Raw genomic sequence first — 13,416 nt, 5'->3', positions numbered from 1 at the left:
CACACCTGCTTCACCGGAAACGTTCGGCTTCACGGGCAAGTTCGGTCAACCGTTCACATAACTGCGTGAGCTCGGAACTCTGGGCGCCCTCGGCGACAGCTGTCGCTACATCTTCGGCGGCGCAGCGAACCTCGAACATTCGATCCACCAGTTCGACAGCCTCGATTGCGGTCAAGATGACGGCATCAGCCGGGATGGACGTGCCCTTGACGGCGTTGCGCTGCTCGTATGCGCGCTGGCGACAGGACTGGCTGCAGTACCGGCGTCGTCGACCCACTCCCGTGACCGCAACCTCGCGGCCACACCACGCACACGGATTTCCGGAACGCGCAGTCTGCGGTGATCCGACGCGTGTGCTTTCAGCCATGAGTCGACACTGTACTCGAGATTCGGACGCCTTCGATGAACGCGCACGGCACCCGGTAAGATGGAGAGGTTGCGTCTTCTCGCCACACGGGAACCAATCGGGTGCTCGTGGCGTTGTAGATGAGTGTGAGCGTCTACTCCCCAAGTCAGGGCGCCCACCAGCGGTGACGAACGAAGAGAGGACACCACCATGGCAGATCGCGTACTTCGAGGTAGCCGTCTCGGAGCTGTGAGCTACGAGACCGACCGTGACCATGACCTCGCGCCCCGTCGTATGGCCAAGTACAAGTGCGAGAACGGCGAGATCTTCGACATCCCGTTCGCGGACGAAGCCGAGATCCCCGGCACCTGGTTGTGCCGTAACGGACTCGAAGGCACCCTCATGGAGGGAACTGCTCCCGAAGCCAAGAAGGTCAAGCCTCCCCGCACCCACTGGGACATGCTGCTCGAGCGTCGCTCGGTCGAGGAACTCGAAGAGCTCCTCAAAGAGCGTCTCGATTTGCTGAAGGCCAAGCGTCGCGGCGCATGAACTAGCACTTCGATCAAGACCGTCCGGTTCTACACCGGGCGGTCTTTCTCGTTCTTCGGGGAGTGATCGTTCACAAGTCGACGTCATACTTCGGCCCTTCTTCGACGTGGCAACTCCAGGATGCCTCGCCGTAGTGAAAAATGTTTCAGCACAGCGTCATTCAGCATCCAGGCGCACTCACGGGCCGACAGTGCGCAAATCCCGGATTCGCGCTGGAGAACCATCGGCACTGCTTCGTGCACCAGTGTGAGCTGTATCCCCCACCCTGCGACACACCAAACTTCCAGCTGTCGAGCGGCGTCCGAATTCGACTGCCCCGAATGTTCGCGGACTAGTCGACGGTGAACCTTCGCATCGCCAGATGCCCGAATACGCCGACCAGAATCAACGTGACGCCCGCGGTCACGGAAACCGAGTCGGTCACCAGCCCCGCAATACCGGTCACGGCTACGAACACCGGCAGAAAGTCGAACAGCCTGAAAATCGACTGCGGGGGGTCGGTTTCGCGACCCTGCGCCTGAGCAGCCTTGTTCGGCGCGTACTCGGGATACCACTCGGTGAACGAGATCGCGAAGAACGTTCCGAGCAACTGCAGAATCCATCCGGTCCAGAAGTTGTCACCGTCGTGCAGCCTTGCATCTCCGAACAGGCCCACCGCAGCCGACCAGGTGAAGGCGAGAGCCCACACTGCCGTGATGACGTAGTTGATGCGCAAGAACAGTGGCGTCGTCCAATACTCTTCGGGCGTCGACTCTTTCGCGTACTGCAACGTAAACGGATTACGAAGCAGGATCGACCCGAACGCAAAGACCACCAGTGCGATGTTGGTCAGTTCCCCGCCCCAGAGTTCGAACCACCGAATCGTGTTCGCCGACGCGAGGAGCCCGATGGATGCCAGAACGCCGAAGAACACGACGTCGAAGACCTCCAACAGCTTCACGGTACCGCCGCGCCGGTGACTGGCCGCCAAGATCAGCAGCGACAACCCGAGCGCAGCGGCCGCGGATTCCTCGAACCTTCCCGGCCCGGAGAGCAAAGACAGCAGGATCCACGGTGACAGACCGGCGAGAGGTGACTGCAGAACCGCGTCGACGACACTGGTCTTGCGAACTGCAGTCTGGGGCTCGGTCTTCTCAGGCTCGGTCTTGTCTGGCTCGGTCACGGGAGGCCGCCTTTACGCAGGAACGGGTGGCACAGCGAGTACCCGCGTAGGTGCCCCTCGGAACATCGAGTGCCCGATATCCGTTGCTCGGCTCAGACTGCCGCAGTCTCCTCGGGTGATTGCTCAGCCTGATCTCGGCGCCGGGCTACCACGGCCATGGCAATCGCGCCGACCGCGATGATGCCGAGCACGATCTCCGGCGCCGGGCCTACTCGAGTGGCGAGAGTGGAGCTGGTCGAGAGTGGCACCTTCGCCACCAGTGCCGCCGGCACGAACAGGTCGGTCTGCGAAGTCACTACACCATCGGGACCGATGATGGCACTGACACCACTGGTTGCGGCGACAACGACGGCGCGGCCGTGCTCGACTGCCCGCACACGAGACATTGCCAGCTGTTGATACGTCATCTCGGTGTCCCCGAAGGTGGCGTTGTTGGTCGGTACCGCCAGCAGTTGCGCACCGTTGCGCACCGATTCCTGGAACGCTCGGTCGAACGCCACCTCGTAGCAGGTCGCGACGCCGATCGGCACACCCGCTGCGTGGACGACACCGTTGCCCTCGCCGGGTACGAAATTACCCGCACGATCGGCGTACGAGGAGAAGTTCCGGAAGAAGCTTCGGTAGGGCAGGTATTCGCCGAACGGCTGAATGATCTTCTTGTCGTGCTGTTCCTGAGGACCGTTGGCGCCGTCCCACACGATCACCGAATTGGTGGTCGTACGATCGGCATTCACGAGTACGGTGCCGACAAGAATCGGCGCTCCGATGGCTTCGGAGGCTCGGGTGATGTCGGCCGCGGCATCGGCGTTCCGCAGGGGGTCGATGTCCGAGGCGTTCTCCGGCCAGATCACGACGTCAGGCTGATCGACGCGGCCTGCGTCGACCTCGGCAGCAAGTTTCACGGTTTCGGTGACGTGGTTGTCGAGGACCTGCTTGCGTTGCGAATTGAAGTCCAAGCCCAACCGCGGAACGCTTCCCTGAATGGCGGCGACGGTGATCGTTCGGTCTCCGGAATCCATGGTGGACAGGAACGGCGACATCACAAGAGCAACGATCACGGGCACGAGTACGGCGGCAACAGCTCCGAAGAATCCGCGGTCCCATCGTTTGGCCGCGACAGCAACGGCTACTGCTGCCAAGCCGGTACCGGTCAGGGCCACCGCGAAGCTGAGCAGCGGCGCACCGCCGACACTCGCGAGTGGGAGGAGCCACCCTTCGGATTGGCCGAATGCGAGCCTGCCCCAGGGAAATCCACCGAAAGGAACGCTGGAACGAAGCCACTCGGTCAGCGTCCAGGTCGCGGCAATCCACAACGGCGCCCACGGCAATCTCGCCACCAGGACCGCAAGCAACCCGAACAGTCCGATGAACAACGACTCCACGGCAGCCAACGCGATCCACGGGACCGCGCCCACGAACACACCGATCCACGGAAGCAACGGCACCAGGAAACCGAGACCGGCCAGATACCCGTAACCGAATCCGACACGAAGGCGCAGTCCGCCACGACCGAAGTTCGTCAACACGCATGTCAGAAGAGCGATCCCGACGGGCGCCAGAAACCACAGGGGGCGGGGTGGGAATCCGGCGAAGATCAGGAATCCACCTGCGGCTGCGTACAGCGAACGTAGCCAGGCGGAACCGGTGAGCACCGCATTCACGCGTGAGCGGTCACCGACGGGCGCCTGGGCGCCGGCCTCACTCACTCGTCGCGCCGCGCTGATAGACAACGCGTCCACGATGAACCGACTTGATGCAGACCGGAATCGGCGCATCTTCCGCCAACCTCGGCAGAGCGGGTACTCGCGAGCGCGGATCGGTAGACCATCGCTGAACCGAATCGGCCGGTGCGCTCACTTCGAGTTCGCCTGCCTCCCACAACACGTAGGAGGCCGGTGCGCCCGGATTGAGGGTTCCCGCTGCGCCGTCCCGCACTCCGCCCGCGCGCCAGGCTCCGCGTGTTGCCGCGGAGAAGGCCGCACGCGGCGAGATTCCACTTCCGTCGGTGCGGTGCTGGACAGCGGCGCGCAGCATCGCCCACGGCTCGATGGGGGTGACCGGGGCATCAGAGCTGAATGCGAGCGAGACACCCTTACCGGCAGCGGGTGCAAACGGATTCAACGCTGCTGCGCGGTCGACTCCCAGGCGTGTGGCGTACAGACCGTCGGTGCCACCCCACAGTGCGTCGAACACCGGTTGGACGCTCGCAATGACGCCCAACGCCGCGAAGGTCTCCGCGTCGGCCATCGACATCATTTCCGCGTGCTCGAGACGGTGACCCAGCGCAGCGACCTTGGGGCCACCCAGTTCGTCGGCGACCTTGCGGAACGCGGCAGCTGCCGACGAGACGGCGCCGTCACCGATGGCGTGGAACCCGGCCTGGACTCCTGCAAGCGTGCAGGCCCGGATGTGTGCGGCGATCGCGTCGACGTCGAGATAAGCATTACCCGTCGAATCTGGTTGGTCTGCATAGGGTTCGAGCAACCATGCGGTATGCGAACCGAGCGAGCCGTCGATGAAGAGATCCCCGCCGAGTCCGTGCGCTCCGGTTTTGTCGAGGAGTGCCCGAGCATCCGACTCGCTGTCTACGCGCTCACCCCAATAGCCCCGAACCTCCACGCCGTGGTCGTGGGCCAGCAGTTCCTGGAAGTCGGTCAATCCCGAGATGTCCGGTCCTCCGCACTCGTGCACGGCAACGATCCCGCGGGAGGCGCACAGATCGAGCGCCGCGGTGCGGGCAGACGCGCGCTGATCTTCGGTCAGCAGGTTCCGAGCGGCATTGCGCGCGAGGTGGTGTGCGTCGAAGGTCAACGGGCCGTCGGCCGAGTATCCGGCAGTCTCGGCGAGGCCGGAGATCCCGTCGCGCAATGCGCTCGAGCAAGCGGCCGAGTGAACATCGATCCGCGAGAGATACACCTTGCGGCCAGGGGCGGCCGCGTCGAGATCTTCGGTCGACGGCGGCGTCTGATCGGCCCACTCGGTGTCGTCCCAACCGTGTCCCCAGATGACTGCGTCGGGATGGGCGGTTTCGGGGTTTGCCGCTGCGAATGTTCGTACTCGCGAGAGGCATTCGTCCAGTGAGTTCGCGCCCACGAGATCCAGACCGACGAGATTGAGGCCCAGTGCAGTGATGTGGACGTGGGTGTCGACGAATCCCGGAGTGACAAACGCACCGCCCAGGTCTTCGACCTCCGCGGCGGGATGCAACGCCCGTCCGGCGCGCTCGTCGCCGACCCACACGACGGTGCCGTCGGTGATGGCGATCGAGGTCGCATCAGGTGCAAATGAACTGTAGATCCGGCCGTTGACCAGCAGACGAGTAGTCACGAGCACCCAGTCTGCCTGTTAGTACTGCGGCCCCCGCGAACGGGTGGGTGTATCCGTGTCCAGAATCTCACCCTCGAGGACCAGTTCCTTGCCGTTGCTGGCGACGTACTCGGTGGTTTCGGGTGTCTCGACGATGATCTCTCCGTCGATCACCTCGCCGTTTCCGCGCATGCGTGACGCATAGCCGACGGTTCCGGCGAAGGCGTCACCGCCGGCGGCAAATGCTGCTGCACGCTTGCCTGCCAAGAGGACCGCCAGTGGGCGGAGCGCCCAGCGGGTCGGTGGAATCAGAAGGAGAAGTCCCAGAACGGAAGTCACGAGTCCGGGCACGAACATCAAGGCGGAACCCGCAGCCACCAAGGCGCCGTCGGCGACCGCAAGCGACGGCGACCCCTCACCTCGCGTGGCCTTGCGGAAGCCGTCCATGACTCGTCGCCACTGCGAACGCATGAGGATCAATCCGACAAGCGAACCGGCGAGAAACAGCAGCACTGTCCAGGCGACACCGATGGCGTTGCCCACGATGACCAAGGCTGCGATCTCGACGATCACGTAGAGGAGGAATACGGCGGCGATCATGACGTCCCCTTTCAGACGGTCTATTCGTTCAACGCTCGGGGGGCCGGTTTTTCTCCCGACAACGACGCAGAGGGGCAAAAACAGTGGGGTGCCGTGAGTCACACGGGCCTCCCGTCGCTCACGTGCGACTTGCCTGGCGTTAACTAACGCTCCGCTAACGATTCTAAACCTCAAGTTGACGTTGAGACTATGCGCATGGTCAAGTCACTTCGGGCCGCATTTCCCGGCCTCATGAAATGAAGGAGCCCGACATGAGCCGACTCCCCGGCAAGACACTCGCCCGACGCATTCCCGCTGCCATCGCCGGCACTGCCGCCGTCGTGGCACTCACCGCCGGCAGCGCGATGATCAGCGCGGGAACCGCGGCCGCAGAACCGGTAGTACCCGAAGGGATTGCCGCACTGATCGCGCAGGCCGCAGCCATCTCGCCCGAAGCCTCTGCTGCTGTTCAGCAGTTGATCGGCACGGCAGGCGCTGATCAGATCACGGCCGCCCTCGATCTGCCGGACATCGGCGTCACGAAGCCGCAGTCGTTCATGTACCCCGCGCCGACGGTCGGGTGTGGCGTGGCCGGTGAACCCGTCACCGTCACCCTCAGCTCCGCACAGGCCGGTCCGAACTTCCCGTTGCCGCCGTGGGTCGAGGCCGACCACCTTCGGTTCCAGGCAATCCCGGGTTACGTGGGCATTCCCAAGACCTCAGGGTTGAGTGTCGCCTGGATCAACATCGGCACGTTCAAGGGTGGCATCGTTCCGTTGGACGAGAAGTTGCCGGTACTCGATACGCCGTTGCTCTCGAAGGTTGTCGACACCGGTGACGGCAAGGTGTTTGCCGCCCTGTTCGGCAACGTCGACTACGCGGACGGTAAGACCTGCATCGTGCTGCCCACAGTGGGCGCATTCGATGCCTGAGCAGAGCCAAGCGCTCGCGGCCTGACCGGCGGCCGGCCTACGCGCCCGGAGTCACCAGTCCGGTCTCGTAGGCCAGCACCACCGCCTGCACACGATCACGCAGGTCGAGTTTGGTGAGAATCCGTCCGACGTGCGATTTGATCGTCGATTCGGACAGGTACAGCTGCTGTGCGATCTCGATGTTGGACAGTCCCGTGGCGACGTGTCCGAGGACTTCGCGTTCGCGTTCGGTGAGGACGTCGAGGACCACCGGATCGCGTCGCGGTGCCGGCCCGTCGACGATGAATCTCGACAGCAGCCGACGAGTCACCTTCGGGGAAACAACCGCGTCACCGGCCGCCACGCTGCGGATGGCCGACACCAGATCCTCGGGCGGGGTGTCCTTGAGAAGAAACCCGCTGGCTCCGGCGCGCAGGGCGCCGAGCGCGTGTTCGTCCAGGTCGAACGTCGTCATCACCAGGACCCTGGATTCGATCCCGGACGCGAGAATCTGCTCCGTCGCTTTCACTCCGTCGACAATCGGCATCCGCACGTCCATCAACACGACGTCAGGCTTCAACGCCACCGCCGCGGCGACCGCCGCGGCTCCGTCACCGGCCTCGCCGATGACCGAAATGTCCTTATGCGCTTCGAGCACCATGTTCAGGCCCATCCGCATGAGTTCCTGGTCGTCGACTAGCAGCACGGTGATGGGCACGGCGTAAACCTATCGGGCCTGAGACGTCGGTGCCAACGCGATTGATCCCGGCCGGTATCAATCGTGGATCTCGAGCGGCAGCTCTGCGTACACACGCCAACTGCCGTCGGGGCGTCGTCCGGTCTCGAGCGTTCCGTGCAGTACCGCCACCCGCTCACGCATGCCCACCAGTCCGTTGCCCGAGCCGTGCGCGAAGGTCGAACTCGACGTTCCGTTGTCTACGACCTCGAGCAGTACCGCGGTCTCGGTGCGGCGCACAGTGACTCGGGCCTTCGGGTTTGCGCCGGCGTGCCGGAGAACATTGGTCAGCGATTCCTGGACGAGGCGGTGAATGCCCAGGCTGACCGATGGACTGACGTCGTCGAGTTCACCGGTCAGCTCGAGGCGCACGCCGAGCCCCGCGGCACGCATCATCTCGACGACCTTGGCGATACCGGCTGTTCCGTGTTGCGGCATCGCGTCGCTGCTGACCTCGGTGCGCAGAAGGGAGACGGTACGGCGAAGCTCGGCAAGGGCGTCGCGTCCGGTGCTGGAGATGTTGCCGAGCGCCTTCTTGGTCAACGCCGGATTGGAATCGACCGCGTACGAGGCGCCATCTGCTTGCACGATCATCACACTGACCGCGTGGGCGACGACGTCGTGGAGTTCGCGGGCGATTCGGGTTCTTTCCGTGGCCACCGCGTCCTCGGCGCGTCGATCCCGTTCGTACTCGGCCACTTCGAGTCTGGCGGCCACTTCCTCGTCGTAGGCGCGGCGCGCGCTCAAGAACTCGGCGGTGATCCAGGCGAGTGCATACAGCAGTGTCGCGATGATGATCGTGAGGATCACGTCTTCGCGGATCACGAGCAACGAGAGAGTCATGTCCAGGGCCAGGAAACAGGCGAAGATCGCCCCGGTACGTCGATCGACATAGGCAACGAGGGTGTAGAGCGAGACCCCGAGAGCCAGCAGGCCTGGATGTTCCGCAGCCGGATCCCCCGTCGCCCACATCACCAGGGTTGCGAAGTACGACATGGACAAGATGGACGCTGCCGAGGTACGCGGAAATTTGCGGCGCCACACGACCGGCAGACAGATCAGAAACCCGACGACGAGCTGAGGCCATCTCTCCTCGCGGGGCGAGCTGACGAACGTGACAACTTCGAGCGCGAAGAACACGAGCGCCAGAGCGCTGTCCGCGATCATCGGCTTTCCTCGCAGCCACAGGCTGAACCTCCGCATGTGCTCAAGAGTGTCACAGCTGTGAAAGAGTCACCGCCGTGGATATTGCTGATTGGGGACTGCTGATGACGGCAGCGACGGCGGCGGGTTGGGTGGACGCCGTCGTCGGCGGAGGCGGATTGATTCTGTTGCCCGCACTCTTTCTGGTCGCCCCGCAATTGACCCCGCAAGCGGCGCTGGCCACCAACAAACTCACGGCGTTCACCGGGACAAGTGCCGCGGTGTACACGTTCTCGCGTCGAATCCCGATGGAGTGGCGGCAGATGGCGCCGGCAGCCGCGTTGGCTGCGGTGACGGCCGCGTGCGGAGCGGCTGCCGTTTCACTGATCGACAAGAAGTACTTCATTCCGATCGTGATGGTGGTCCTCGTCGCTGTCGCCGTCTTCGTGACACTGCGTCCGACGCTGGGGACCACGATCGCCACTCATCGTCCGACGCAGCGCAAGACCGTCCTCGTCCTGCTGCTCTCCGCCGGGCTCATCGGCCTCTACGACGGTCTGCTCGGACCCGGTACGGGCACGTTCCTCATCATCAGCTTCGCCACCTTCCTCGGAACCGAATTCGTTCGGAGCGCAGCGATGGCGAAGGTGATCAATCTCGGCTCCAATTTCGGCGCGCTCGCGTACTTCGCCGTCACCGGACATGTCTGGTGGAGTTTGGGTTTGGCGATGGCAGTCTGCAACGTTCTCGGCGCGGTCATCGGTTCGCGGATGGCGTTGAGCAAGGGATCCGGGTTCGTCCGGATCACGCTGTTGGTTGTCGTGATCGCCATGGTGATTCGCCTCGGATGGCGGCAGTTCGGCTGAGATCGGCGGTCGTCGACTAGCGTCGTGTGCGTGACCGTCACCCGAGATGTCGATGCAGATTTCCTCGCCCTCCCGTTGCGAGCTGTCGCTGATGCGGCGCTGTCGGCGGCGAAAACAGCCGGTGCCCAGCACGCCGATGTTCGTGTCCACCGCGTGCTCACACAGTCGATCCGGTTGCGCGACGGCGTAGTTCAGGCCGTGTCGGACGGAGACGAGATCGGGGTCGCCGTCCGCGTGATCGTCGACGGCACGTGGGGATTCGCCTCGCACGCCGAGGTGTCCCCTGCCGTCGCGGCTGCGCTGGCACGCCAAGCGGTCGAGGTCGCGAAGGCATTGCGCTCGCTCAATCGGGATCCGGTCACCCTCGCCGACGAGCCCGTCTACGCCGACGCGACGTGGGTGTCCCCGTATCTCGAAGATCCCTTCGCGGTGCCGACGGCCGACAAGGTAGCCCTGCTGGTCGACTACTCCGGACGGCTTCAAGCCGCTGACGGCGTGGACCACGTCACGGCGAGTGTCCTCCAGGTCAAGGAGCAGACTTACTACGCGGATCTGGCCGGTTCGTCGATCACCCAGCAACGGGTGCGTCTGCACCCCGAACTCGAGGCGACTGCCGTCGACAAGTCTGCCGGCAGCTTCGAATCGATGCGTACCTTGGCGCCGCCGGTAGGGCGCGGATGGGAGTACCTCGGAGCGGAAAGCACGTGGAACTGGGGTGACGAGCTCGCGCAGATCCCGGAGTGGCTGGCCGAGAAGACCAAGGCGCCCACTGTCGATGCAGGTCCGACCGATCTCGTGATCGATCCGACCAATCTGTGGCTCACGATCCACGAATCCGTCGGGCACGCCACCGAATACGACCGCGCAATCGGCTACGAAGCGGCTTACGCGGGTACGTCGTTCGCGACGCCGGACAAGCTGGGAACGCTGAAATACGGAACGCCACTCATGCACGTGACCGCCGATCGTAACGAAGCGCACGGCCTGGCCAGCGTCGGATTCGACGACGACGGAGTCGCCTCACAACGGTGGGATCTGGTCGCCGACGGAACACTGGTCGGATATCAACTCGATCGTGTGTTCGCGCCGAGACTGGGACTGACGCGTTCCAACGGCTGCTCGTATGCCGACTCCGCACATCACGTTCCCATCCAGCGTATGGCCAACGTCTCGCTCTCCCCCGATCCCCATACGGACACCTCGACCGCAGACCTGATCTCGCGCGTCGAGAACGGCATCTACGTCGTCGGAGACAAGTCCTGGTCGATCGACATGCAGCGCTACAACTTCCAGTTCACCGGTCAGCGGTTCTTCAAGATCCGCGACGGAAAGCTCGACGGCCAGGTGCGTGACGTGGCATATCAGGCGACGACGACGGACTTCTGGGGCTCGATGGAAGCCGTCGGCGGTGAGTCGACCTGGCGCCTGCAAGGCGCATTCAACTGCGGCAAGGCGCAACCCGGCCAGGTTGCGGCGGTCAGCCACGGCTGCCCGTCCGCTCTGTTCCGCGGAGTCAACATCCTCAACACTCGTTCGGAGGCTCAGCAGTGATCGATCCGCAGCAAGTCGTCGAGCGTGCATTGGCCGCGAGGACGGTAGACGAATCGTTGGTGATCGTGACCGATGCGAGTGAGGCGTCGCTGCGGTGGGCCAACAATTCGATGACCACCAACGGAGTGTCGCTGTCCCGGACGTGGACGGTGATCTCGATCGTGCGCGAGGGAGACATCGCGAAGGTGGGCACTGTCAGTTCCAGCAGTGTCGATCCGGAGCAGATTTCTGCACTCGTGAAAGCAAGCGAACAAGCTGCGCGCACAGCAACTCCCGCCGACGACGCGTCCGACCTGATCACCCAGTCGGCGGCCGAGACCGACTGGGACCTGCCGCCCGCCCTGACCGACATCGGTGTCTTCGCGCAGTTGGCTGCCGACCTGTCCACGGCCTTCGACGGCGGTGACCAGCTGTTCGGGTTCGCCCACCACCAGATGCACACCACTTGGCTCGGATCTTCGACTGGCGTGCGACGCAGAACGGCTCAAGCGACCGGCTCCGTGGAGATCAACGGTAAGCGCGGCGACGCCAGCGCTTGGGTCGGATCGGGGACCGTCGATTTCAGCGATATCTCGATACCGAACCTGTTGTCGCAATTGACCACTCGACTCGACTGGGCGGGCAATACCGTCAGCCTGCCTGCCGGCCGCTACGAGACGATTCTTCCGCCGTCGGCTGTGGCGGACCTGATGATCTATCTGATGTGGACCATGGAGGGCCGCGGCGCCGAAGAGGGGCACACCGCACTTTCCTCCACCGGCGCCACGCGGATCGGTGAGAAACTGGGTGCCTTGCCACTCACGCTGACCTCCGACCCCGGCGCCGAGGGCTTGCAGTCCGCGCCGTTCGTGATCACGACGTCGTCGAGCGAATCCGTCTCACTGTTCGACAACGGCATGGAGATCGAACCCGTCGACTGGGTCCGAGACGGGGTCGTCAATGCGCTGGCGTACCCACGCCACGCTGCACGAGAATTCGGTCGACCTGTCGCAGTTCCCGGCGACAATCTCATCCTGACCGGTGGTGACGACACCTCGATCGAGGACATGATCGCAGGTACCGAGAAGGGTCTACTGCTCACAACCCTCTGGTACATCCGTGAGGTGGATCCGACGACGCTGCTGTTGACCGGACTTACCCGTGACGGGGTGTATTTGATCGAGGACGGCAAGATCGTCGGCGCCGTCAACAACTTCCGTTTCAACGAGAGCCCGCTCGATCTGCTGCGGCGGGTCACCGAGGCTGGACGCACCGAGATCACACTCCCGCGCGAGTGGAAAGACTGGTTCACTCGGACAGCGATGCCGCCGATGCGCATTCCCGATTTCCACATGTCCTCGGTCAGTCAGGCGCAGTGATGGCGAAGGTCGTGATCGCCGGTGGCACCGGTGCTCTCGGCCGCCGGATCAGCGACGATCTCGCCGACCGTGGGTATGACGTCGTGGTCCTGACTCGATCACCGAAACCCGGTCGGCACAGGCAGGTTCAGTGGGACGGTGTCACGGTCGGCGACTGGGCAGGAGAACTCGACGGCGCCGCGGTGATCAACCTTGCCGGCGAGTTGGTCGATCGCCGACCCACCCCGGCAAACATCGCACTGCTCACCAGCTCCCGAGTCGATCCGACGCGCGCGCTGGTCGAAGCGTCGAAACTACTGGCGAACCCGGTTCCGGTGTGGATCCAGGCGAGCACGCTCGCGATCTACGGCGATGCGGGTGAGACCCGATTGGACGAGGCTTCTCCTCTCGCTGACGGGCCGCCTCAGATGACCGACGTCGCAAAGGACTGGGAGGCAGCGGTCGAGGGCGCAAACACGTCACGAGTAGTGATCCTGCGAACCAGCGTCGTGTTGGAGAAGGGCACACCGGCGCTCGAGCGACTCCTGTTGCTCGTGCGTCTCGGGCTGGGTGGACGCGTGGCCTCGGGTAGTCAATGGACCAGTTGGATTCACATCGACGACTGGCTGTCGATCGTGCGGTGGGCCCTGGAACCCGATTCAGCTGCCTCGGGCGTGGTCATCGCGACTGCTCCGGATCCCGTCCGAAACTCAGAACTGATGGCCGGGCTGCGCAAGCACCTTCATCGCCCACCTGCGCCGCCGACGCCCGCATTCATGGTCAGAATCGGCGCGTTCCTTTTGCGCAGTGACGCTGCCCTGGGCCTGACGGGTCGTCATGCCGTGTCGAAAGTGTTGGCGGACAACGGCTTCTCGTTCACCTATCCGCGGTTCGATTCAGCGTTGGACGATCTGCTCGGCAACTGATGCG

At 63.9% G+C, this 13,416-nt stretch carries 13 protein-coding genes; 6 read left to right on the top strand and 7 right to left on the bottom strand.

What is annotated here, in order from left to right:
• Positions 1-10: 10 nt before the first annotated feature.
• Complete coding sequence (locus tag ABWI03_RS29885) at positions 11-367, bottom strand: hypothetical protein (RefSeq protein ID WP_166810175.1); 357 nt, start codon at positions 365-367, stop codon at positions 11-13.
• A 189-nt stretch (positions 368-556) separates the two neighbouring features.
• Between ABWI03_RS29885 and ABWI03_RS29880 the strand changes: the two genes are divergently transcribed.
• Entirely contained in the window at positions 557-895 is a 339-nt protein-coding gene (locus ABWI03_RS29880) for an RNA polymerase-binding protein RbpA (RefSeq protein ID WP_003944971.1), read from the top strand.
• Positions 896-1,226: 331 nt separating this feature from the next.
• Here ABWI03_RS29880 and ABWI03_RS29875 read toward each other — a convergent pair whose 3' ends face one another.
• From ABWI03_RS29875 to ABWI03_RS29860, 4 genes are all read right to left on the bottom strand, one after another.
• Positions 1,227-2,057, bottom strand: a complete 831-nt coding sequence (locus ABWI03_RS29875) for a hypothetical protein (RefSeq protein WP_298773706.1) — start codon at positions 2,055-2,057, stop codon at positions 1,227-1,229.
• A gap of 92 nt (positions 2,058-2,149) precedes the next feature.
• Complete coding sequence (gene lnt, locus ABWI03_RS29870) at positions 2,150-3,718, bottom strand: apolipoprotein N-acyltransferase (protein ID WP_298773921.1); 1,569 nt, start codon at positions 3,716-3,718, stop codon at positions 2,150-2,152.
• 37 nt (positions 3,719-3,755) lie between these two features.
• Positions 3,756-5,390, bottom strand: coding sequence for an amidohydrolase (locus ABWI03_RS29865; protein ID WP_200314027.1), 1,635 nt, complete (start codon positions 5,388-5,390; stop codon positions 3,756-3,758).
• A gap of 12 nt (positions 5,391-5,402) precedes the next feature.
• The gene (locus tag ABWI03_RS29860; RefSeq protein WP_095970121.1) at positions 5,403-5,963 is read right to left on the bottom strand and encodes an FxsA family protein; all 561 of its coding nucleotides are present in this window, start codon (positions 5,961-5,963) and stop codon (positions 5,403-5,405) included.
• A 251-nt stretch (positions 5,964-6,214) separates the two neighbouring features.
• On the opposite strand from ABWI03_RS29860, the gene ABWI03_RS29855 reads away from it, so the two are divergent.
• Complete coding sequence (locus tag ABWI03_RS29855; RefSeq protein ID WP_095970261.1) at positions 6,215-6,874, top strand: hypothetical protein; 660 nt, start codon at positions 6,215-6,217, stop codon at positions 6,872-6,874.
• 37 nt (positions 6,875-6,911) lie between these two features.
• Here the strand turns inward: ABWI03_RS29855 and ABWI03_RS29850 are convergent, their stop codons facing one another.
• Complete coding sequence (locus ABWI03_RS29850) at positions 6,912-7,571, bottom strand: response regulator (protein WP_124568575.1); 660 nt, start codon at positions 7,569-7,571, stop codon at positions 6,912-6,914.
• 57 nt (positions 7,572-7,628) lie between these two features.
• Entirely contained in the window at positions 7,629-8,792 is a 1,164-nt protein-coding gene (locus ABWI03_RS29845; RefSeq protein ID WP_235169418.1) for a sensor histidine kinase, read from the bottom strand.
• Between the two features lie 38 nt (positions 8,793-8,830).
• Here ABWI03_RS29845 and ABWI03_RS29840 point away from each other — a divergent pair, with 38 nt between their 5' ends.
• Genes ABWI03_RS29840 through ABWI03_RS29825 form a run of 4 tightly spaced genes read left to right on the top strand, consistent with a single transcriptional unit; the run spans position 8,831 to position 13,412 of the window.
• Positions 8,831-9,598, top strand: coding sequence for a TSUP family transporter (locus ABWI03_RS29840; RefSeq protein WP_298773705.1), 768 nt, complete (start codon positions 8,831-8,833; stop codon positions 9,596-9,598).
• Positions 9,599-9,628: 30 nt separating this feature from the next.
• Positions 9,629-11,149: a TldD/PmbA family protein gene (locus ABWI03_RS29835; protein ID WP_298773703.1), complete on the top strand. Its 1,521-nt coding sequence runs from the start codon at positions 9,629-9,631 to the stop codon at positions 11,147-11,149.
• On the top strand, positions 11,146-12,507 hold the full coding sequence (locus tag ABWI03_RS29830) for a metallopeptidase TldD-related protein (protein WP_298773699.1): 1,362 nt from the start codon (positions 11,146-11,148) through the stop codon (positions 12,505-12,507). The genes ABWI03_RS29835 and ABWI03_RS29830 overlap by 4 nt, the downstream gene beginning before the upstream one ends.
• Positions 12,507-13,412, top strand: coding sequence for a TIGR01777 family oxidoreductase (locus ABWI03_RS29825; protein ID WP_200314034.1), 906 nt, complete (start codon positions 12,507-12,509; stop codon positions 13,410-13,412). Before ABWI03_RS29830 ends, ABWI03_RS29825 begins: the two co-directional genes overlap by 1 nt.
• Positions 13,413-13,416 lie beyond the last annotated feature (4 nt).

Origin of the sequence: Rhodococcus baikonurensis, from assembly GCF_040489275.1 — a bacterium.
Taxonomy (GTDB): Bacteria; Actinomycetota; Actinomycetes; order Mycobacteriales; family Mycobacteriaceae; genus Rhodococcus_F; species Rhodococcus_F baikonurensis.
Note: the sequence above shows the minus strand (reverse complement) of the source record. Positions and strands in the feature narration are given on the sequence as shown.

Bases quoted from the DNA above. Each gene is read 5' to 3' on its own strand.
- ABWI03_RS29885 (WP_166810175.1), bottom strand. From the start codon at position 367: ATGGCTGAAAGCACACGCGTCGGATCACCGCAGACTGCGCGTTCCGGA.
- ABWI03_RS29880 (WP_003944971.1), top strand. From the start codon at position 557: ATGGCAGATCGCGTACTTCGAGGTAGCCGTCTCGGAGCTGTGAGCTAC.
- ABWI03_RS29860 (WP_095970121.1), bottom strand. From the start codon at position 5,963: ATGATCGCCGCCGTATTCCTCCTCTACGTGATCGTCGAGATCGCAGCC.
- ABWI03_RS29855 (WP_095970261.1), top strand. From the start codon at position 6,215: ATGAGCCGACTCCCCGGCAAGACACTCGCCCGACGCATTCCCGCTGCC.
- ABWI03_RS29845 (WP_235169418.1), bottom strand. From the start codon at position 8,792: ATGCGGAGGTTCAGCCTGTGGCTGCGAGGAAAGCCGATGATCGCGGAC.
- ABWI03_RS29825 (WP_200314034.1), top strand. From the start codon at position 12,507: ATGGCGAAGGTCGTGATCGCCGGTGGCACCGGTGCTCTCGGCCGCCGG.